General features: G+C 60.1%; 18 protein-coding genes and 1 pseudogene. 7 read left to right on the top strand and 12 right to left on the bottom strand.

Annotated elements, in window-relative coordinates; all coding sequences use genetic code 11:
- Positions 1 to 109 precede the first annotated feature (109 nt).
- The 6 genes from IAI51_RS01375 to IAI51_RS01350 all read right to left on the bottom strand — a co-directional run bounded on the left by IAI51_RS01375 (position 110) and on the right by IAI51_RS01350 (position 6,509).
- A complete protein-coding gene (locus tag IAI51_RS01375; RefSeq protein ID WP_187676844.1) occupies positions 110 to 2,539 on the bottom strand; it encodes a TonB-dependent siderophore receptor in 2,430 nt (809 codons plus the stop codon).
- A gap of 201 nt (positions 2,540 to 2,740) precedes the next feature.
- Positions 2,741 to 3,730, bottom strand: a complete 990-nt coding sequence (locus tag IAI51_RS01370) for a FecR family protein (protein WP_187676843.1) — start codon at positions 3,728 to 3,730, stop codon at positions 2,741 to 2,743.
- On the bottom strand, positions 3,727 to 4,293 hold the full coding sequence (locus tag IAI51_RS01365; protein WP_187676842.1) for an RNA polymerase sigma factor: 567 nt from the start codon (positions 4,291 to 4,293) through the stop codon (positions 3,727 to 3,729). The genes IAI51_RS01370 and IAI51_RS01365 overlap by 4 nt, the downstream gene beginning before the upstream one ends.
- A gap of 1 nt (position 4,294) precedes the next feature.
- Positions 4,295 to 4,621, bottom strand: coding sequence for a DUF3325 domain-containing protein (locus IAI51_RS01360; RefSeq protein WP_187676841.1), 327 nt, complete (start codon positions 4,619 to 4,621; stop codon positions 4,295 to 4,297).
- Positions 4,621 to 6,207 (bottom strand): PepSY-associated TM helix domain-containing protein, encoded by a 1,587-nt coding sequence (locus IAI51_RS01355; RefSeq protein WP_187676840.1) that lies wholly within the window; start codon positions 6,205 to 6,207, stop codon positions 4,621 to 4,623. Before IAI51_RS01355 ends, IAI51_RS01360 begins: the two co-directional genes overlap by 1 nt.
- The gene (locus tag IAI51_RS01350) at positions 6,204 to 6,509 is read right to left on the bottom strand and encodes a DUF3649 domain-containing protein (RefSeq protein ID WP_187676839.1); all 306 of its coding nucleotides are present in this window, start codon (positions 6,507 to 6,509) and stop codon (positions 6,204 to 6,206) included. The genes IAI51_RS01355 and IAI51_RS01350 overlap by 4 nt, the downstream gene beginning before the upstream one ends.
- A gap of 177 nt (positions 6,510 to 6,686) precedes the next feature.
- On the opposite strand from IAI51_RS01350, the gene IAI51_RS01345 reads away from it, so the two are divergent.
- From IAI51_RS01345 to fecA, 3 genes are all read left to right on the top strand, one after another.
- Positions 6,687 to 7,175 carry a sigma-70 family RNA polymerase sigma factor gene (locus IAI51_RS01345; protein ID WP_187676838.1) on the top strand — a complete coding sequence of 163 codons (489 nt, stop codon included), beginning with the start codon at positions 6,687 to 6,689 and terminating at the stop codon, positions 7,173 to 7,175.
- Positions 7,172 to 8,104: a FecR domain-containing protein gene (locus tag IAI51_RS01340; protein ID WP_187676837.1), complete on the top strand. Its 933-nt coding sequence runs from the start codon at positions 7,172 to 7,174 to the stop codon at positions 8,102 to 8,104. Before IAI51_RS01345 ends, IAI51_RS01340 begins: the two co-directional genes overlap by 4 nt.
- Before the next feature lie 90 nt (positions 8,105 to 8,194).
- Positions 8,195 to 10,528 (top strand): TonB-dependent Fe(3+) dicitrate receptor FecA, encoded by a 2,334-nt coding sequence (gene fecA / locus IAI51_RS01335; RefSeq protein WP_187676836.1) that lies wholly within the window; start codon positions 8,195 to 8,197, stop codon positions 10,526 to 10,528.
- A 70-nt stretch (positions 10,529 to 10,598) separates the two neighbouring features.
- On the opposite strand, the gene IAI51_RS01330 is transcribed toward fecA, so the two are convergent.
- Positions 10,599 to 11,003, bottom strand: a complete 405-nt coding sequence (locus IAI51_RS01330) for an HPF/RaiA family ribosome-associated protein (protein ID WP_034154535.1) — start codon at positions 11,001 to 11,003, stop codon at positions 10,599 to 10,601.
- A gap of 200 nt (positions 11,004 to 11,203) precedes the next feature.
- Positions 11,204 to 12,151, bottom strand: a complete 948-nt coding sequence (locus IAI51_RS01325) for a LysR substrate-binding domain-containing protein (protein ID WP_187676835.1) — start codon at positions 12,149 to 12,151, stop codon at positions 11,204 to 11,206.
- A gap of 135 nt (positions 12,152 to 12,286) precedes the next feature.
- Here IAI51_RS01325 and IAI51_RS01320 point away from each other — a divergent pair, with 135 nt between their 5' ends.
- Together IAI51_RS01320 and IAI51_RS01315 are read left to right on the top strand one after the other, a co-directional pair.
- Complete coding sequence (locus IAI51_RS01320) at positions 12,287 to 13,663, top strand: L-serine ammonia-lyase (protein WP_187676834.1); 1,377 nt, start codon at positions 12,287 to 12,289, stop codon at positions 13,661 to 13,663.
- A gap of 244 nt (positions 13,664 to 13,907) precedes the next feature.
- Positions 13,908 to 14,225: a DUF3509 domain-containing protein gene (locus IAI51_RS01315; protein ID WP_187676833.1), complete on the top strand. Its 318-nt coding sequence runs from the start codon at positions 13,908 to 13,910 to the stop codon at positions 14,223 to 14,225.
- On the opposite strand, the gene IAI51_RS01310 is transcribed toward IAI51_RS01315, so the two are convergent.
- On the bottom strand, positions 14,222 to 14,722 hold the full coding sequence (locus IAI51_RS01310; RefSeq protein ID WP_187676832.1) for a phosphate-starvation-inducible protein PsiE: 501 nt from the start codon (positions 14,720 to 14,722) through the stop codon (positions 14,222 to 14,224). The two genes, IAI51_RS01315 and IAI51_RS01310, sit on opposite strands and share 4 nt — an antisense overlap.
- A 337-nt stretch (positions 14,723 to 15,059) precedes the next feature.
- On the opposite strand from IAI51_RS01310, the pseudogene IAI51_RS01305 reads away from it, so the two are divergent.
- Positions 15,060 to 15,314 (top strand): annotated as a pseudogene (locus IAI51_RS01305) (YebG family protein); the annotation flags it as partial.
- A 145-nt stretch (positions 15,315 to 15,459) separates the two neighbouring features.
- Here the strand turns inward: IAI51_RS01305 and IAI51_RS01300 are convergent.
- Positions 15,460 to 16,479, bottom strand: a complete 1,020-nt coding sequence (locus IAI51_RS01300) for a Leu/Phe/Val dehydrogenase (RefSeq protein ID WP_187676831.1) — start codon at positions 16,477 to 16,479, stop codon at positions 15,460 to 15,462.
- Positions 16,480 to 16,664: 185 nt separating this feature from the next.
- Here IAI51_RS01300 and IAI51_RS01295 point away from each other — a divergent pair, with 185 nt between their 5' ends.
- A complete protein-coding gene (locus tag IAI51_RS01295) occupies positions 16,665 to 17,468 on the top strand; it encodes a transglutaminase family protein (RefSeq protein ID WP_187676830.1) in 804 nt (267 codons plus the stop codon).
- Positions 17,469 to 17,508: 40 nt separating this feature from the next.
- Here IAI51_RS01295 and IAI51_RS01290 read toward each other — a convergent pair whose 3' ends face one another.
- The gene (locus IAI51_RS01290) at positions 17,509 to 18,864 is read right to left on the bottom strand and encodes an MFS transporter (RefSeq protein WP_187676829.1); all 1,356 of its coding nucleotides are present in this window, start codon (positions 18,862 to 18,864) and stop codon (positions 17,509 to 17,511) included.
- A gap of 151 nt (positions 18,865 to 19,015) precedes the next feature.
- Positions 19,016 to 19,651 (bottom strand): maleylacetoacetate isomerase, encoded by a 636-nt coding sequence (maiA, locus tag IAI51_RS01285; protein WP_187676828.1) that lies wholly within the window; start codon positions 19,649 to 19,651, stop codon positions 19,016 to 19,018.
- Positions 19,652 to 19,660: the final 9 nt, after the last annotated feature.

The raw sequence follows: 19,660 nt of genomic DNA, 5'->3' as shown, positions 1-19,660 counted from the left end.
TCTTAAGTGCCTTTCAGGGCCTCTTCGCGAGCAGGCTCGCTCCCACATTTGGAATGCAATTCCCTGTGGGAGCGAGCCTGCTCGCGATGAACGATGACGCGGTTGCGGATCAGAACTCCAAAGTGCTGGACAACGAAACCTGCCGCGAATCCCCCATCGACACAAAGAACCGACTCGCCGCCGAGGTGTAATACGTGCGATCAAAAAGGTTCTTCACGTTGAGCTGAAACTTGACCTTCTGACCTTCGACTTTGGTGTCGTAAGTAGCGAAGGCATCCGCCACGGTGTAGCTCGGCAGGTCGAAATCATTCACCGCGTTACCTGCTCGCTCACCGACATAGCGTGCTCCGGCACCGATACGCAGTTGATCGCCGCCGATCACGCTGCCGAAGTCATACACCGCCGACAATGAGCCGCTGTTCTTCGCCACGTTTTGCAGGCGTTTGCCCTTGTAAGTTGGGTCTTCGGTGACTTCGGCATCGGTGTAGGCGTAGCTGCCGATCATGCTCCAGCGGTCGCTGAGTTGACCGGTCATGTCCACTTCCAGACCGCGCGAACGCACTTCACCGGCAGCGCTGTAAATCGTCGTCGGGCCTTCGGAGTTGGCCACAAGCACGTTGCGTTTCTTGATATCGAACAGCGCGATGTTGCCGGTGATGCGCCCCGGCATATCCAGCCGTGCGCCCAGCTCCCACGACTTGGCTTCTTCCGGCGCAATGCTGCCGTCGAGCACGGTGCTGCTGCCGCTCAGCGGGGCGATGGTCGAGTTGGGCTTGAACGATTCGGTGTAGCTGCCATAGAACGACAGCTCATCGGTGTAGCGATACACCAGGCCCGCGCGCGGCACCCATTTCTGGCCATTGCTGTCGGTGTTAGCCTTGAACGGCACGCCTTTGCCGGCGTACTGGTCGTACTCCTGAAAGCGTCCGCCGGCGACCAGAATCCACTGGTCGTTGAGGTGGATCGAGTCCTGCAAAAATATCGAATCGCTGCGCAGCAAATCGGTCTGGGCACTGTCTGCCGGGCTGACCGTGGTGCCCTCCACTTCGCGGCCGTACACCGGGTTGGTGTAGCTGAACATCGTCAGGCTTTTTTGGCGGATCAGGTCGGCGCGATAGATCTTGCGGTACTCGTCGTCGACGCCGAACACCAGGTCATGCTGCATGCCCAACACGTTGACTTTGCCTTCGAGGCTGGCGGTGGTGAAACGGTCGGTGCTGATCGCGCCGTGGGTGCCGTCCATGCTGCGGGTCAGCGTGCCTTTATTGGTGTCGATGGCCGTGATGCGTACCTGGCTGGCGTCGTAGGTTTCGCGGTTCCAGCTGTAGCCGAAGTGGGCTTTCCAGTCATCGTTGAGTTCGTGATCGGCCTCGAAGTGATACAGATCCGAACGCCCTTCCATGTCGTTGAACGGCTCGTCGAGACGTTCCTTGCGCGAGATGTTCAGCGGATGGTTGGTGCGCGGATCGATCACCGTGCCGCGATCGAACGGCGTGAGGAATTCGCGATGCTCGTAGCCGAATGACAGCTTGGTGCGTTCGCCGAACCAGGCCAGCGAAGGGGCGATCAGTGTTTCGCGATGAGTGCCGTAGTTGCGCCAGTAATCTTCGTCTTCGTGATCGAGCACCAGGCGATAAGCGAACCCGGATTCACCCAGCGCACCGGTGCTGTCGAAGGTGCCGCCACTGCCGTTTTTGCCTTCGCCGTAGGTCGAGCCACGCAGCGTCAGCGCGTTGTATTGCTCAAGTTCGGGCTTCTTGCTGACGAGGTTGACCACCCCGCCCGGGTCCTGAATTCCGTAGAGCAAAGACGCCGGGCCTTTGAGCACTTCGACGCGATCAACCGTGGCGTTCATGCCACGGCCCTGCACGATCGGCATGCCGTCGCGCATGATCGAGCCGTTGCGGTTATCGCCGAAGCCGCGGGTCATCACCGAATCCTGCGTGCTGCCCAAGGTGTTGCCCTGGGTGATGCCACTGACGTTGGCCAGCGCGTCATCAAGGTTGCGCGGCGCCTGATCGCGGATCACTTGTGCGGGAATGACGTTGACGGTCTGCGGGATTTCCTGAAGCGAGGCCGATGAGCGCATCACCGAGCTGGTTTGCGGCGGCTGGTAACTCATGGACTCGTCACGCATCGAGGTGATGGTGGTCGCGCCGAGATTAAGTGCGCCTTCAGTGGGTTGCGGCTCCAGCGCCAAGGTATGGCTATCGGTGCGGCGGAAGCTCAGGCCGGAACCTGTGAGCAGACGTTGCAGCGCTTGCTCGGCACTCATCTGACCGTTGACCGCCGGCGCGGTGAGACCGTACGGCGCTTCATCGGTGTAGACCACGCTTTGCCCGGTAACGCGGCTGAAGTCGCTCAGGGCCTGGGGCAGCGGTTTGGCGGCCAGGGAGAAACTGAACTGCTTTTGCGCCTGGCTGCTGACGGATTCAGCGGCGAGCGCCACGCTCATCGGCAGCAACGCCAATGCGGAAAAACTAAGCGCTTGAGCGCCCAACCACTGTTTGACCGAACCCGATTTTGCCCTGGACTTCATTGCTCAATGACCTGTGTAGAACCGCAACGGATGCGAATGACTCGCAGTTTCAGTCACTACACGGATGGGGCTCAGGTTTACCTCACCACAATTTTGAAAATATTTTCCAGGAGCAAAAGATCGCAGCCTTCGGCAGCTCCTACAGGGGTACACCCATCCCATGTAGGAGCTGCCGAAGGCTGCGATCTTTTGACTTTAATGTCAGCGCAAAATAATCAACTGCCCTAAAATCCGATGCTGCTCAAACCCCATCACCCCTTGCAGCGAACTCAACACCGCATGCGGGTCCTTGCTCGGAAAACTGCCGCTGACCTTGCGCGCCGCCAACTCATCGTTGAGCAACACAATCCGCCCGGGGTAATACCGGCGCAGATCCGCCACCACATCGCCCAGCGTCGACTTGTAATAAGTCAGCCAACCCTGCCGCCAGGCCAGTTGCGCTTCGCTGTCCACCGCGTGCAGTTTTTCCGCCGCGCCATCGCCGTAAGCCACTTGCTGGCCGGCCGTAAGAATCTGCTGCGCTGCACCGCGATCCTTCGTCACCCCAACCCGCCCGGACAACACCGTGACCTGCGCGCCATGGTCTTGCAGACGCACTTCAAATTGCGTCCCGAGCACCCGCACCTGGCCCTTTTTGGCCTCGACTACGAAAGGCTCGCCAGTGTGAGTGACACTGAAAAAACCGGCGCCGCGACGCAACTGCACATGACGCTCGCCATGGCTGAAATTCACCGCAATGGCGCTGTCGGCGTCCAGTGTCACCTGCGTTTTATCGACCAATGTCACGGTGCGGATCTCGCCAGGTGCCGACACATAATCTGCGCCCAGATCATTGATCCAGCGCTGCGGCTGCCAACCCGTGCCAAGACTGATCATCAACAGCAGACACGCGGCCATCGCCAGCGCGCCGGACCAGCGCAAGAGCTGTGGACGACGCGGACGATCCATCGCATTGAGATAACCCTGCAACGCCAAGGCCTCCTCATCGGCCAGGGTACGCGCCGGCCCTTCGCTCAACTCCCAGACCACTTGCGCCTGTGCGTAAGCCTCAGCGTGGGCCGGGTCGGCGCGCAGCCAGTGGCTGAAAGTGAGTTGATCGCCAGCACTCGGCCGGTCATGCAGCAGGCTCAGCCAGGCAAAAGCGGCCTGTTCCTGAGCGGGCGTCGGGTGGACGCGGTCGATGTGCTTCACGGTGCTTTCCATGGCGTGCGTGGCGCGGGTTCGCGCAGGCTGGCCTTGCAGGCCTCGAGGGCGCGCATCATATGTTTTTCCACGGCGCTTTGGGACAGGCCCATGGCTTTGGCGATTTCCGCGTACTTGCGGCCGTGGATGCGATTGAGCAAAAAGATCTGCCGGGTGCGCTCGGGCAAGGCACGCAAGGCCGCTTCGACATGGCGCAGATCATTGCCGGCTTCGAGCGCGGCTTGCGGCTCGCTGCAGTGGCTGTCCGGTGAGTCGGGTTGCCAGCCTTCGTTGACGCGCACCCGCGTGCCTTCGCTGCGCAGATGGTCGATGGCGATGTTGCCAGCGCAGCGCAACAGGTAGGTGCTGAGCTCCTCGACTTGCACCAAGGGCCGACGCCAGAAACGCAGAAACAGATCCTGCACCAGATCCGCCGCCGTCGCCCGGCAACCGACGCGCCGGTTCACCAGCGCTTCCATCTGCGAACGTTGGGACAGGAACACCTGCAGAAAATGCGCACGCGCCCCGCGCGGCTCGTCGTCGCGGGATTCCGGAGGCAGACCGATCAGCACTTCAGCACTGCGCCCATGCCGCGACCGGGCTGGCCAACAGACTGACCCCGGCCAGCGCCAATGCCAGACGCGGGCGATACGGCAGCAACAGCACTAGCGCCAATGCGCTGAGCATCAGCACGGCAAACCAGTCGACCAGCCCGAAACTCCAGCCATTGGCCGTCACGGCCGCCCAAATCGATAAGCCCAGCAGCAACCAACCCGCCAGCGTCAGGCCGTGACGGCGTCGCGGCGAAGGTTTGTGGCCAAGCAATTCATCGTGGTGCCGAGGCATCGACAGGCACAGCGCCGTGAACCCGGCGTAGCAAAGCAAAAGCGCCAGCAGCATCAGTTTGTCCCTTGCTCAAGCGTGATCGGCCGGTGCGTTTCGCGGGGCGTTTTTTTGACCCTGACCGTGGTGCCGGCACGCTGCACCTTCCACGCGGCCCAGGCCAGGAAAACACCGGTAGCCAGACACGTCAGATCGAAACCGGCGAGTACCCAATCACCCTGCGCCAGCGTTACGCCGAGATTCCACGGCGTGGTCAGTGCATTGATCAGTGGCACCGCGATAAATAGCGCGGCACCCAGCACAAGCTGCTCGATCCACGCCTTGCGCCCGGTACGCAATAACGCATGCACCACGCTCAAACCCCAGGCAATAAAGAACGCATTCACTTCCCAATCTGCGCGTCCAGCCAGATCCACTGGCAGCAGCCGATTGGCGAGGAAGAACACCGCCACCGCCGACACAAGCCCGGCCATGCTGGTGATGTTCAGCACTTCCACCAGCCGCAACTCGAACGGCATCACACCGCTCTTGGCGTGTTTGAGCTGACGCTTGCCGAGCCAGATCACCAGCCCGGTGCCGATCATGGCTGTGCCCGCCAAGCCACAAATGAAGTACAACCAACGCAACACCGGCCCGGCAAAATGGCCCATGTGCAGACCATAGAAAGCGCCGCCCACCGCCATCGCCGCCGGTTGATCCGGCGTGCTGCTGAGCATCTGCCCAGTGACACCGTTAAAAGTCACTGCGCTGCCAAAATCGTGAACCACACGATCGCCGGCGCGCGACAGCACCACCGAGGCATTTTCATCCCCGGGATTGCTCACCGAGAGCCGCGCGGTGTGGCCACCGACCCATTGCTCGCTGGCCTTGGCCAACAAGGGCGCCATGGGTGCCAGTGGAGCAGCAACATTCGCTCGCTCCGGCGTCTTCGAGGCCGGGAAAACCTCATCGTAAAACTTGCGCGTGTCGCCGCCGTAGGACGCCAGGATGCTAGCCGGCATGACCATCGACATGAAGATCACCAGGCTGCTGTAGGTGATCATCAAGTGAAACGGCAGCACCAAAACGCCCACGGCGTTATGCCCATCGAGCCACGAACGCTGACCTTTGCGCGGGCGGAAGGTGAAGAAGTCCTTGAAAATTTTCTTGTGGGTGATGATCCCGGTGATGAGCGCGACGAACATCACCATCGCGGCGATCGTCGCCAGCCAGCGGCCCCACGGATAAGGCATTTGCAGCTGGAAGTGGAACCGGTAGAAGAACTCGCCGCCCATGCTTTCGCGGCCCTGCACTTCGGTGCCGGTTTGAGCGTCGAGGGTTCTGGATTCGAAGCGGCCACGCTCGCCGGGTTTCGCCGGGGCTTGTTGCCAGCGAACGGTCAGGCCAGGGTCGCGGGCGTCGGGCAGGTCGATCAGCCACCGCGAGGCGCCGGCCGCGTGTTGTTGCAGATAATCCTGGGCCTGCGTCAGGCTCGCCTCGGCATTGATCGGCCGCGCGGGGATTTCCGGCTGCATCCAGTGACTGGTTTCATCCTTGAAATAGGCCAGGGTTCCCGTCAGGAAAATCGCGAACAACAACCAGCCGAACACCAGTCCGGCCCAGGTGTGCAACCAGGCCATCGCCTGACGGAAACCCTCTTTCATGCGTAACCCAATCCGCGCGCGGCGCCGGAGACGGTCGCCAGAATCACACTCGGCACCAGCAAACCGACCCACGCCGACCAGGCGGTGCGGCAGGCGAAACACCAAAGCACCGCGACCAGATAGACCAAAAAGGAAATAGTCATGCCGGTCACCACCGCTTCGGCACGGTTCAAGGGCAACCACATCGTCAGCGTGACACTGGCCAGCGCAGCAACCAGATAGCCGCCAAACACCGCCGCCAGCACCCGCGAGGTGACGGCAAGACGATAGGACAAGGGGAGCGTGGCGAGTTTGGCTTTCATGTTTCGACCCTGAAACGGAAAACGTCCGGCCGACAAGCCGAACCAACAGGCGAGCAATATTAATGATAAATATTCTCATACGCAAAAGCATCTGATTGCCGGCCAACCTCCGACGCCCCTACAATGCGAACAGTTCTTGTTCTCTAACGTACAAACAGTGCGCCCGGAGTAATACCGTTGCCGTCCGCCCATCCCGTCGAATCGCTCTATCAGGCCCACCACAGCTGGCTGACCGGCTGGTTGCGGCGCAAACTCGGCTGCCCGGACAGCGCGGCGGATCTGGCGCAAGACACGTTCATCAAAGTGCTGACCGCCCGCGAAGCACCGGTGATCATCGAGCCGCGCGCCTTTCTGACCACCCTTGCCAAGCGCGTGCTGTGCAATCACTACCGCCGGCAGGATCTGGAGCGCGCCTACCTCGACACCCTGGCGCAGATGCCGGAACTAGTGGCGCCGTCGGAAGAAGACAAAGCGATCATCCTGCAAACCCTGATGGAGCTGGATCAACTGCTCGACGGTTTGCCACCGCTGGTCAAACGCGCCTTTCTATTGGCGCAAGTCGATGGCCTGACCTATCCGCAGATCGCCGCTGAACTAGGCATTTCTGTGGCCACGGTCAAACGCCATCTGAACAAAGCGGCGATGCGCTGCTATTTCGCCCTGTGAACCGCGCCCCGGATTTCTCCGCACAAGTGGCCGAACAGGCCGTGAGCTGGCTGCTGGAAATGCAGCAGGGCGCGTTCAGCGCGCGCCAGCAACAGGCGTTGCAACAGTGGCTGGACGCGCACAGCGAACACCGCCGCGCCTGGGAGCACATCGCGCGAGTCAACCAGCGCTTGCGCGGGGTGTCCTCGCCGCTGGCGCACGCGGCGTTGAACGGGCCGAAGTCCGGCGGCCGCCGTCAGGCACTGAAACTGTTGCTGATTCTTGGCGCCGGCTCCGCCGTTACCTGGGGCATGCGCGAGCACAATCCGCTGCCGCCGCTGCTCGCCGATTACCGCAGCCCGGTGGGTCAGCGACGCAAAATTGCATTGGGTGCAGGCGACCAGTTGCACCTCAACACGGCCAGTTCAGTGGATGTAGATGGCGGGCAGCGGCTGATTCGTTTGCTGGAAGGCGAAATGCTCCTGAGCGCCTCGCAATCATTCGAGATACGCACCGCGCAGGGTGTTCTGAAAAGCCAGGGCGCGCGCCTCAACGTGCGTCAGTTTGCCGATCGCACGCACGTCGCGCTGTTCGAAGGTCGGGTCGAACTGACCAGCAACGCACGCGCGCCAATGCTGCTGCCTGGCGCCCGACAACTGAGTTTTAACGCGACCGCTGTCAGTGAACCCAAATCACTGGACGCCAACAGCGGCGCTTGGGTCGACGGCATGCTGGTCGCCGCGCATATGCGCCTCGGTGATTTCCTCGATGAGCTGGGACGCTACCGTCGCGGGCAGCTCAATTGCGACAGGAAGGTCGCCGATCTGCTGATCTCCGGGACTTATCCACTGGACGACAGCGAGCGGATTCTCGACCTGCTGGAAATCAGCTTGCCGGTGAACGTGAAGCGATTTACCCGCTACTGGATCAGTGTCGAAGCACGGGTTTGAAAATACTTAAAAACAAATGAGCCGTTTTTCAGATCTGGCGTGACAGAGAAGGAAAGCCCCCTTGATTCAACCTTCTCAGGATCATCCGACATGCACCCCATCCGCCTCACGCCGCTGGCCCGCAGTCTTCGCAACCTCGTCCTCGGCGCCAGCCTGAGTTTCAGCGCCCTGCCCGTCGCGCTGGCTGCCGACGCCAAGGCTTATCACATTGCGCCGTCGTCGCTGGAAAACGCCCTCAATCAATTTGGCCGCGAAGCCGGGTTGCTGATTTCTTTCGGCTCGCAAGTCACCAGTGGCGTGCAAAGCCGCGGCCTGGAAGGCAGTTACACGCCAGAGCAAGGTCTTGACGCATTGCTCGAAGGCACCGGCCTGCAAGCGCGCGCCGAGGGCGACAACGCTTTCAGCCTGCAACCGGCAGGTGACGCAGCGCTGGAGCTGGACACCTCCAAAGTGGTCGGCGACTGGCTCGGTGATGCGCAGCAAATCAACGTCTTCGAACATCCTGGCGCTCGCGACGTGATCCGCCGCGAAGATTTCGAACGCCAGGGCGCCACCCAGGCGCGCGATGTGCTCAACCGCATTCCCGGCGTCAACGCCCCGGAAAACAACGGCACCGGCAGCCATGATATGGCGCTGAACTTCGGCATTCGCGGTCTCAATCCACGTCTCGCCGCACGCTCGACGGTGTTGATGGATGGCATCCCGGTGCCCTTTGCGCCGTATGGTCAACCGCAACTGTCGTTCGCGCCGATCAGCATGGGCAACATGGATGCGGTGGACGTGGTGCGCGGCGGTGGCGCGGTGCGTTACGGCCCGCAGAACGTCGGTGGCGTGGTCAACTTCGTGACCCGGGCGATTCCCGACGAGCCGACGGTCAAGGGCGGCTTCCAGACGGAAACCAGTCCGTCGTCGAGCCACGACGGCTTCAAGACCAGCGCCAATCTGCTGGCCGGCGGTACCAACGAGAACGGTCTGGGCGGCGCTTTGTTGTACTCCGGCACTCGCGGCGGCGACTGGCGTGAGCACAGCGATACCGAGATCGACGACCTGATCCTCAAAGGCAAATATCAGCTCGACGAGGCCAACAGCTTCAACGCCATGGCCCAGTATTACGAAGGCAAGGCTGACATGCCCGGAGGCCTGAACGTCGCTGATTACGAAGCCGATCCGTATCAATCCACGCGCCCGAAAGACCAGTTCTGGGGCCGGCGCACGATGTTCAATTTCGGCTATCGCTATCAGGAAGATCGCCGCGAATTCACCGCCAACACCTTCTTCACCAAAACCTTGCGCAGCGGTTATCTGGATCAAGGCACCTTCCTCTCGCTGTCGCCACGCGAGTATTGGGTGCGCGGTTTTGAAACGCGTTTCGCCCAGGGCTTCGATCTCGGCCCGACCAGCCATGAAGTCGGCGTCGGCTATCGCTACATCAACGAGGCCGGCCACGAACTGCGCTACCGCACGCCGATTGCCAGCAATCAATACCCGACCACCAACAGCCGCAACGACCGCGATACGCGCGGCGGCACCGAAGCCAATGCGTTCTTCGTCGATGACCGTATCGACATCGGCAAGTGGACGATCACTCCGGGCGTGCGCTACGAAATGATCGAGTCGCAGCAGACCAACAACCTCACCAACGTCAAATACAAGGGCGACTACAACACCGCGCTGCCAGCACTGAACGTGCTTTATCACCTGACTGACAGCTGGAACCTGTACGCCAACACCGAAGGTTCGTTCGGCAGCGTGCAGTACAGCCAGATGCCCAACCGCGTGAGCAGCGGCGAAGTGAAACCGGAGAAGGCGCGCACCTGGGAACTCGGCACCCGTTACGACAACGGCGCGTTGCGCGCAGAGATTGGCGCGTTTCTGATCAACTTCGACAACCAATACGAAAGTAACCAGACCAATGATTCGGTGATCGCTCGCGGCGAAACCCGCCATCAAGGCATCGAGACCAGCGTCAACTATGCGCTGGACGACTTGAGCCCGGCGCTGGCCGGTTTCGATGTCTACGCCTCTTACGCCTACGTTGACGCGACCATCCGCGAAGACGGGCCGAACAAAGGCAATCGCGTGCCGTTCTCTTCGAAACACAAAGGCACGATTGGCGTCGGTTACACCGAGGGGCCGTGGAAGTTGAATCTGGACAGCAGCTTCCAGAGCGATCAGTTTGCCGACAACGCCAACACCTCGAAAGAAAGCGCCGACGGCAGCACCGGCAAGATCCCGGGCTACATGCTGTTCAGCAGTCGCGCGGGCTATGACTTCGGCCCGCAATTGTCGGATCTGAATGTGGCGGTGGGGGTGAAGAACATCTTCAACACGCAATACTTCACGCGTTCGTTCGATGACAACAACAAGGGTAAATACGTGGGGGAACCGCGGACGGTGTATGTGCAGACTTCTGTGGCGTTTTGACCACCACTGAAAACAAAACGGGCCTGCATCAGCAGGCCCGTTCTCATTGGGTGATTAAATAATCAGCGCATCAACTGTTGATCGCTGCCTGTTCATTCTCAAGAAATTCTTCCTCCAGCAGTGCGTCATTCGCCTTGCTAAATGGCACCACAGCGGCGCGTGGTTTGCCGCGCAATTTGCCAAACAGGTGCTCCAGCGCGTGTTCCAGTTTTTCGGCTGCACCATCGATCGCCTGTTCCAGCGAATCGGCTTTGTGGGTGACGGAAATCGGTTGATGGCCTTTTGGCCGCGCTTCCAGTTGGCAGCGCAAGTCATGGGGACCTGGTTTGTCACCGTTCTCGTCGCTCAGGTGGACTTCGACACGGGTCAGGTCTTCTTCATAACGTTCGAGCGTGCTCTCAATGGTTGTACGTACCCACTCCTCCAGTCGTTGACTACTTTGAATATGGTTATCGCTGTTGACTTGGATTTGCATAGTTCATCCCTTATTTCAGCTAGCTCGCAAGAGGCCTTGAACAGGATTTCGTGACCCCTTGATTACAACAATCGGCCCGACTGCCAAACATTTCAACCCCTGAAAAAAGAAAAATTTTCATTCGCAAAAAAAGCCGGACAACCGGGCAAAGCGCTGGTAAGGTCGGGAGTTGGGTCGCCTCGTCACTCTGCAAAATTCGCTCACAATTGCCCGTCGTTCAGCGGGTGCAAACTGCGAAAAATCCCCGCCTCCTCCACCAGCCAGTCATGCACCGCACGCACGCCCGGATGGCTCAACGCCCCTGGCGCATACAGCAATACATAACGTTTATGATTGGGCACCGACAGCCCGAACGGCACGATCAATGCGCCCCGCTCCAGCTCATCATTTAGCAGCGTGCGCCGGGCAATCGCCACGCCCATGCCGGCGATGGCCGCTTCGATGGTCAGGTGATTGCGATTGAACGTGTGCCCCCGCCGCACGTCGGCGCCTTCGAAGCCAATCGCGTTCAAATAGAATTCCCACTCTGCATATTCGTAACTGCCACGCCAGGCGGTGATGTCGTGCAACAACGGGAAATGCACCAGATCCGCCGGGCCATGCAGCGGTGGACGTCCACGGAGCAGGCTCGGCGCGCACACCGGAAAAATCTGCTCGTCGAGCAAGGCTGTGGATAACAGCCCCGGATAGCTGCCGTCGTTCAGGTCGATCGCCAGATCAAAGTCGCCCTCATGTAAAGGCACGCTGCTGTCCTCGGCCACCAGCCGCAACTGGATATCCGGAAAACGCTGTTGCAGGCGAGGTAGGCGTGGAGTCAGCCATTTGCTCAGGAATGACGGAATCGAACGCACCCGCAAAATCCCGCTGATCATCCCGGCATCGAGGCGGCGCAATTCGGCGTCGATGCTGCCGTAAGCTTCGTTGACCGTTATCGCCAGTCGCTGCCCTTGCGCGCTTAATTCCACGCCACGCGCACGGCGATGAAACAGACGGAAACCGAGGCGCTCTTCCAATTGGCGGATCTGCTGGCTGACCGCCCCCGGGGTGATGTGCAGTTCTTCTGCACAACGGGTGAACGACAAGTGCCGCGCGGCACAGGAAAACACCTGCAGCCAGACGTAGGTCTGGGCATGCAATTGACGACTCATTGTTTAGTCCTGCTAAAGGCTGTCTTAGGAAGTTTCGTTGGTCACGGCAGACCGAGGCAGGCAGTATCGCCGACATTGCGCTTGTCCGACAAAAAATGGCAGCGATTCCTACTCCATTGCTTGTAAGGGTTTAGCATGGCTATCAGTGTTTTCGATCTATTCAAAGTCGGCATCGGTCCGTCCAGTTCCCACACCGTCGGCCCGATGCGCGCCGCTGCAACCTTCGCTCAGGCGCTGACCGATCAACGCTTGTTGAACGACGTACGTCGTGTGGAAATCCGTTTGTACGGGTCGCTGTCGGCCACTGGCGTCGGCCATGCCACCGACCGCGCCACGGTCATGGGCCTGATGGGAGAATGGCCGGACAGCATTGATCCGTCGACCATCGAGCCACGTATCCAGCAACTGCGCGAAACCGGCCAACTGCCCCTCGCGGGTGGACGCTCGATTGCCTTCAACTGGCAACGCGATCTGCTGTTGCTGGACGAGAACCTGCCCTACCACCCCAACGCCATGTCTCTGACAGCCTTTGGCGAAACCGCCGAGCTGTTCACGCAGACGTACTACTCGGTGGGTGGCGGTTTCATTATCGAAGCGGCAGAAGCCGAGTCCGGTGTATCCCCGGCCGGTGACGTGGTGCTGCCTTACGACTTTTCCAGCGCCGCCGAACTCCTGTCGCTGTGCAAACAGCACAATTTGCGTGTTTCCGAATTGATGATGGCCAACGAACGCGCCTGGCGCTCCGACGCTGAGATCCGTCAAGGTCTGTTGCACATCTGGTCGGTGATGCGAGAGTGCGTCGAACAAGGCCTGCGCCACGAAGGCATTCTGCCCGGCGGTCTGAATGTCCCGCGCCGTGCAGCGAAATTGCATCGCAGTCTCTTGGAAATCGGCAAGCCGAATGTCATCAGCTCGACGCTGTCGGCAATGGAGTGGGTCAACCTCTTCGCCCTTGCCGTCAACGAAGAAAACGCCGCTGGCGGACGCATGGTGACCGCGCCGACCAACGGTGCCGCCGGGATCATTCCGGCGGTGTTGCACTACTACATGAAATTCAACCCGGATGCGTCTGACGATGACGTCGTCAATTTCTTCCTGGGCGCGGCCGCCGTCGGCATTTTATGCAAGAAAAATGCGTCCATCTCCGGCGCCGAAGTCGGCTGTCAGGGTGAGGTCGGTTCGGCCTGCGCCATGGCCGCTGCCGGCCTGGCCGACGTACTCGGAGCAACCCCGGAACAACTGGAAAACGCCGCTGAAATCGGCCTGGAACACAACCTCGGCCTGACCTGCGACCCGGTGGGCGGCCTGGTGCAAGTGCCGTGTATCGAGCGCAATGCCATTGCTGCGGTGAAAGCGATCAACGCCACGCAAATGGCTCTGCGCGGCGACGGCAACCACTTCATTTCTCTCGACCGGGTGATCCGCACCATGCGTGATACCGGCGCCGACATGCACGACAAATACAAAGAGACTTCAAGGGGCGGCTTGGCGGTGAACTGGGTGGAATGCTGACCGGCTAATTGCACTGTGAGCGGTCACGCGCCCTGAAACGGGCCACAAATAAACAAGGCGAGCCATGGGCTCGCCTTTTTTATGCCGTATCCATTGTCCGACAAGATTCCCGGCATAGCCCTTGCTACACCTGATCAACACGATAATGGCGATATGGCCACGGAATGGCCGGTGGTCTGGAGGGGCGAACCAACCAGATCACGGCCGGTCAACAACTGCACGTTCAATCAGGCGGTGACGCATCATGGACAACCCTTTTCAGATCATTACCGATGCCTTCGCGCCGGACTATCAGATCAACTTGAGCATTCAGGGCCTGGACGGCAGCATCATGCTGACTCTGTCCAACAGCGGCCGCATCGTGGCCAAACGGATGATCAGCGCTGAACAGCGCAACGACCCCACACGCCTGAAGCGTCTGGTGCAAAGCATTCAGTTCGGCATCGCCATCGAACAGGGCCACAGTGCCATGGCGATCCTCGAAGCCATGACCAGCGGCGACGGGCTGACCCCGCCACCGCCAAAAGTCATCGGCCAGCCCCGGCAAGCCGCCGGGCTTTAAAGCTCGCCCTTCTCGACTTCGGGATGCTCACCGGACCCCGTACCAATCTTGCGTTGCGGGTGTTCAATCTTCACCGAAGGGAATTGCGACGAGGCGTAACGCACCACCAGAATCGCGAACGCCAGCAGCAGAATCCCGCCGCACAGATAAATGATGCCCATGTCTGGCGGATTGTGGTGCGAGACGTTGGAGATCAGCAGCCGCGTCAGCGCAGTGATCGCCACGTAGATCAGGAAACGCACCGGCATATGGTTGGTCTTGAAGTAAATCCCGACCATCGCCCCCAATTCCAGATAAATAAACAGCAGCAGAATGTCATCGATCTTGATATGCCCGACTTCGAGCATCCCGAGAAACTCCATCACCGCCGCCCACGCGGTGACCGCACCGATGGCGAACAGCGCCAGGTAGTGGAAGGTCTCGACGAACAGATTGCCCAGAGACTCGGCCAGTTGATGCACGTTTTGCCGCAGTTTCTCGGCCCAGTTGATTTTCACGATGATGTTTCCTTAGCTCGATGCGAGCGGATGATGCGTGTTGGACGTGACGGTTTTTCTTCACGCGCCTGATTTCATGCAGAAACAGGGCCACGCATCATGGCGAGACGCCGCAAAACCCGCGCCGTGGCGTTTGGTCGCACTCTCGGCCTCGCACCCGCCCCTGTGAGAGCGAGCTTGCTCGCGAATGAAGGCGACACGGTCGATCTGACAAACTCCAAATCCGGTCTACATTGAAAAGCCACTACCCAAAGCGCAGGGATTCGCTTATCCTTTTCGCTGTATATAAATACAGTGGTCGCAAAGACAACTAATGTGAAGGCATGTGAGGTGGTGAATGGCCGTCGAAGTGGTATACCGCAGCAGCCGAGATCTGGAGCGCTTGTTCATGGATAAAGCCGAAGCTGACCGTCATGACAAAATGCTCGAACTGGCCGAATACTTGGCCGATGTGCTGCAAAAAGCTGTTCCGTCGCTGACTGAGCAGCAAGTGGAAGAAGCCGGGATTTACATGGCGAAGAACCGCGATGTGTTCGCCCGGGCGTTCAAGAGCCAGCCTGATGCATTGTCGGAGCTGATCAATGCGCCGGCTGAGCCGGTCGAAAAAGCCGAGGTCGAGGAATCTGCTGAAGCGCCGGTGAAACCAGCCAAAGCAGCGAAAGCGGCGAAGTAATTTATGCCCGAATTGAATAGGCCCTGAGTCGTACGACTCAGGGCCTTTTTCATGCCTTCGAAACCTACCGATACAAAACCCTTTCCGCCAACTCATCCGCCACCCGCGCTGGCGAGCGTTTTTCCGCCTGCGCATGAGCAAACACTTCGGTCAGCCGTGAACTGATTTTCGACAGGTGCGCGGTAATGGTGGTCAGTTCCTCGCCACGATGTTTCAGCGAGACATAAATCAGACCACCGGCATTGATCACATAGTCCGGCGCATAAAGAATTCCGCGCCGCTCCAATTGATCAGCCACATCCAGATGCGTCAGCTGATTGTTGGCCGACCCGGCCACCGCCGAGCAACGTAATTGTGCAACCGAGTGACTGCTCAGCACACCGCCCAGCCCGCACGGAGCGAGTATGTCGCAGGGCGTACTGAGCAACGCATCGTTGGCGATCGGGTGAGCGTTGAGCTGCTCCATCGCCAGTTGCACCTTGCCGTGGTCAATGTCGCTGACCAGCAGTTCGGCCCCGGCGGCGTGCAGTTGCTCGGCCAGCGCAAAACCGACATTGCCCAAACCCTGAATGGCGATACGCAAACCTTCGAGATTGTCGCTGCCCAACCGTGCCATGGCGGTTGCACGAATCCCGGCAAACACGCCCATCGCTGCGTGCGGCGCAGGATCGCCCGCCGACGTGGTGCTGGTGACATGCTGGGTCTGCTGGGCTATGCAATCCATGTCCGCAACCGAGGTGCCACTGTCGATAGCGGTGATGTAGCGGCCGTCGAGCTGATCGATGCAGCGACCAAAGGCTTCGAACAGTGCGCCACGGTTTTCCACGTGCACCGGTCTTACGATCACTGCAACGCCACCGCCCTGAGGCAATCCGGCCAGCGCGGCTTTGTAGCTCATGCCCTGGGCGAGACGAATAGCGTCTTCGACGGCCGACTCGTCATTGGGATAGGCAAGGTAACGGCACCCGCCCAGGGCCGGCCCCAGACGACTGTTATGAATGGCTATGACCGCCTTCAACCCGGAAACCGGGTCAACGCTCAGGTGCAGCGATTCCAGGCGAGTGCTTTGCATGAGCGCAAACATCGTTGGGCTCCCGAATCACTTCTTGTAGAACGCCAGTATAGGCTTGCGCCCGAAAATTGCTGGAGCGCACCGGAATAAGCATCGATGGCGATGATGGCTTTGCGGCATAACCCCGGGCCCGAGTTGCCAGACACTGGACGAATGGCACGGACGGGGCTAAAACGAGGCATTCCCCGGAGATTTCAATGAGTCCGCGCCAACGTTTTTTCGAGTGTCTGCACCGCTCCCCGCCCGCGCTGTTCGAAGCCGCGCTGTGGATGGCGGCCGAGCACGAAAAAGCTATCGATCCCCAAACGCTGCTGCAAGACTTCAAGGATCTGCAGCAGCGGGTCAGTTACGGCTTGCCGATGCTGCCGGTGAGTGAACTGGCGCAGCCGTTGTTGCGGCGCATGACTGATCTGGGCTTCGCCCAAGATGACTTCCTGCCGCTGCGCCCGCAGGCTGCAATGCTGCATAAAGTCTTGCAAACCCGCCGCGGACAACCGTTGGCACTGGCCTTGATTGCCCTGGAGTTGGCGCGCGCCCTGGAGATTCCACTGGTCGGGGTCAATTTCCCCGGGCACTTCCTGCTACGGGTGCCAGGCGCCGATCACTTGCTTGATCCGTGCGGTGGTCGACGCCTGTATCCCAATGACTGTCGCGAACTGTTGCAGCGCCAATATGGGGCGCACATGAAAATCAATTCTGAGCATCTACTGACCGCCACACCGGTGCAGATGCTCCAGCGCCTGTCGCGTAACCTTCGTCAGTTGCACTCGAGTCACGACGACTTTATTGCTGCGCTGATCGATGCCGAACGTGTGCTGGAACTGGGTGATGCCGGTGCCGCCGATTACCTCGCTCGGGCCAGTCTGTATCAAAAACTGGATTGCCCGAATGCCGAGCGTTTCGATCTGGAACATGCCTTGTTGCTCAGCGACGATCCAATCCAGCGTCTGCGCCTGACCGAACGGCTTGGGCATCTTCCCCCCAATTCTGTTGTTCATTAGACGCAAAAGATCGCTGCAGAAGGCTGCGATCTTTTGCTCTTCAGGATCTGACAGACTCCCCAACCCCTGAAGTTGCAGTTGCATCCGCAGGCGAACGCACCTGAATGATCAACAGTGCGGCAATGACGGCCGGAATCGCGCAGAAGAAGAAAATCTGCTCCACCGGAATATGCATCGCCAACAGCAAACTGCCGAACAGCGGCCCGAGAATCGAACCGAAACGCCCTACCCCCAGCGCCCAACCGGTGCCAGTGGCGCGTACATGCGCGGGATAGAAGTTACTGGCGAACGCATTCAGGGTCAGTTGCCCGCCGATGATGCAGAAGCCTGCGGCAAACACGCAGGCCACCAGATAACGCGGGTTGTCGTGATTGAGTCCCAGCAGGATTGTGCAAAACGCCGCGCACGCGAGCACGGCGGATAACAGACGCACCTTGCGTTTCAAGCGGTCGGCGAACCAGGCCATGCAGATCGCGCCCAGGGTCCCGGCGAACAGGAACATCGACGTCACCAGGTTGGCTTCGTTGAGTTTCAGGCCGCTTTCCAGCAACAGTGACGGCAGCCAACTGATCATGAAGTACAGCAAAATCAGGCTGACGAAAAACGTCGCCCAGATCAGCAACGTCGGCCGCGCGTAGCCGTTACGGAACAACTCGACCACGGTCAGTTTGCTGCCCTGCTCCTGCTCGTTCTGTTCAACGGAGGCGGCTGGCGGTTGCCAGTCGGGCAGCATCCGCGCGGTGACTTTGCGCAGCCGCGCATACGGCGGGGCATCGCGCAGCAGACGCGGCAAGGATTCCGGCAGCATCCACCAGAGGAACGGGAACAGCAGCAACGGCGTCACACCGCCGGCGAGAAACACCGCTTGCCAGCCGAATTGATCGATAAACCCCGCCGCAACAAAACCACCCGCCGCACCGCCGAACGAGAAGCCGCACGCGGCCAGCGTGACCATCAATGTGCGCAGGCGTGGTGGCGAATATTCCGACATCAATGCCATGGCGCTGGGCATTGCGCCGCCCATGCCGATCCCGCAGATGAAGCGCGCGATCATCAGCGAATTCAGAGAATCGGCGAACACCATCAGCACCGTCAGGCTGGCGTAAATCAGTACGCAGGCGAGCAGGATGCGGCGCACGCCGAAGCGGTCGGCCATTGGCGTGACGACGAGAGAGCCGATGGTGAGGCCCAGCAGGTTGGCGCTGAACACAGGGCCGAACGCAGATTTTTCCAGCCCCCAGTCCTGCGCCAGTGCCGGCACCACATAACCGAGCACTTGGGCGTCATAGCCGTCGGTGACTAGCAACAACGCGAGCAGGATCAAGAGCAACCACTGATAGCGGGACACAGGACGGGCGTCGAGTGCCGCCCGGAAGCTGGCAATCTGGTTGTGCATCGCAAGGTACCTGTTTTGTTTTTATGGTTTTTTTGCGTGGATCAACGCCGAACCTTGTGGGAGCGAGCCTGCTCGCGAATGCGGTGTGTCAGGTAAATGAATGGTGGCTGACACTCAGCATTCGCGAGCAGGCTCGCTCCCACAGGGGGTATTACGGTGTGTCTGGTTGATTGGCGGGATGGGCTTTGATAAACGCCGGATGCTCGGCAGCCAACGCCGCAACGCGACGAATACGCGGGTAAGCCTCCAGCGAAACATTGAACCGCTCTGCCGCATACAACTGCGGGATCAGGTAAACGTCCGCCACGCACGGCCACTCGCCGAAACAGAAGCCGCTGTCGCCGATCAGTTGCTCCACCGTCGCCAGGCCCTGGCTGATCCAGTGACTGATCCACTCCACCACCTGCGGTTCATCGTGCCCCAGCTGACGCAGCCGATTGAGCACGCTGACGTTGTGCAGCGGATGCACATCGCAACCGATCACCGCCGCCACGCCACGCACATGGGCGCGGGCAGCAAGGTCTTCGGGCAACAGCGGCATCTGTGGATAACGTTCTTCCAGATACTCGATGATCGCCGGCGACTGGATCAGCAACTCGCCATCATCGGTACGCAACGCCGGCACCCGCCCCTGCGGATTGATCGCCAGATACGCCGCTTGCCGATGCTCGCCACCGGACGGCGCGATCAGATTGACCGGCAACGCCTGATAGTCGAGGCCCTTGAGCGCCAGCGCGATCCGCACCCGATACGACGAGGTCGAACGGTAATAGGTATAGAGATCCATGAGCCGCTC

Source organism: Pseudomonas sp. N40(2020) (assembly GCF_014472415.1).
Lineage (GTDB): Bacteria > Pseudomonadota > Gammaproteobacteria > Pseudomonadales > Pseudomonadaceae > Aquipseudomonas.
Note: the sequence above shows the minus strand (reverse complement) of the source record. Positions and strands in the feature narration are given on the sequence as shown.

Coding starts and splice junctions, on each gene's coding strand:
- IAI51_RS01320 (WP_187676834.1), top strand. CDS start 12,287: ATGGCTATCAGTGTTTTCGATCTATTCAAAGTCGGCATCGGTCCGTCC.
- IAI51_RS01330 (WP_034154535.1), bottom strand. CDS start 11,003: ATGCAAATCCAAGTCAACAGCGATAACCATATTCAAAGTAGTCAACGA.
- IAI51_RS01315 (WP_187676833.1), top strand. CDS start 13,908: ATGGACAACCCTTTTCAGATCATTACCGATGCCTTCGCGCCGGACTAT.
- IAI51_RS01350 (WP_187676839.1), bottom strand. CDS start 6,509: ATGAAAGCCAAACTCGCCACGCTCCCCTTGTCCTATCGTCTTGCCGTC.
- IAI51_RS01290 (WP_187676829.1), bottom strand. CDS start 18,864: ATGCACAACCAGATTGCCAGCTTCCGGGCGGCACTCGACGCCCGTCCT.
- IAI51_RS01360 (WP_187676841.1), bottom strand. CDS start 4,621: ATGCTGCTGGCGCTTTTGCTTTGCTACGCCGGGTTCACGGCGCTGTGC.
- IAI51_RS01375 (WP_187676844.1), bottom strand. CDS start 2,539: ATGAAGTCCAGGGCAAAATCGGGTTCGGTCAAACAGTGGTTGGGCGCT.
- IAI51_RS01325 (WP_187676835.1), bottom strand. CDS start 12,151: ATGAGTCGTCAATTGCATGCCCAGACCTACGTCTGGCTGCAGGTGTTT.
- IAI51_RS01300 (WP_187676831.1), bottom strand. CDS start 16,479: ATGTTTGCGCTCATGCAAAGCACTCGCCTGGAATCGCTGCACCTGAGC.
- maiA (WP_187676828.1), bottom strand. CDS start 19,651: ATGGATCTCTATACCTATTACCGTTCGACCTCGTCGTATCGGGTGCGG.
- IAI51_RS01355 (WP_187676840.1), bottom strand. CDS start 6,207: ATGAAAGAGGGTTTCCGTCAGGCGATGGCCTGGTTGCACACCTGGGCC.
- IAI51_RS01295 (WP_187676830.1), top strand. CDS start 16,665: ATGAGTCCGCGCCAACGTTTTTTCGAGTGTCTGCACCGCTCCCCGCCC.
- fecA (WP_187676836.1), top strand. CDS start 8,195: ATGCACCCCATCCGCCTCACGCCGCTGGCCCGCAGTCTTCGCAACCTC.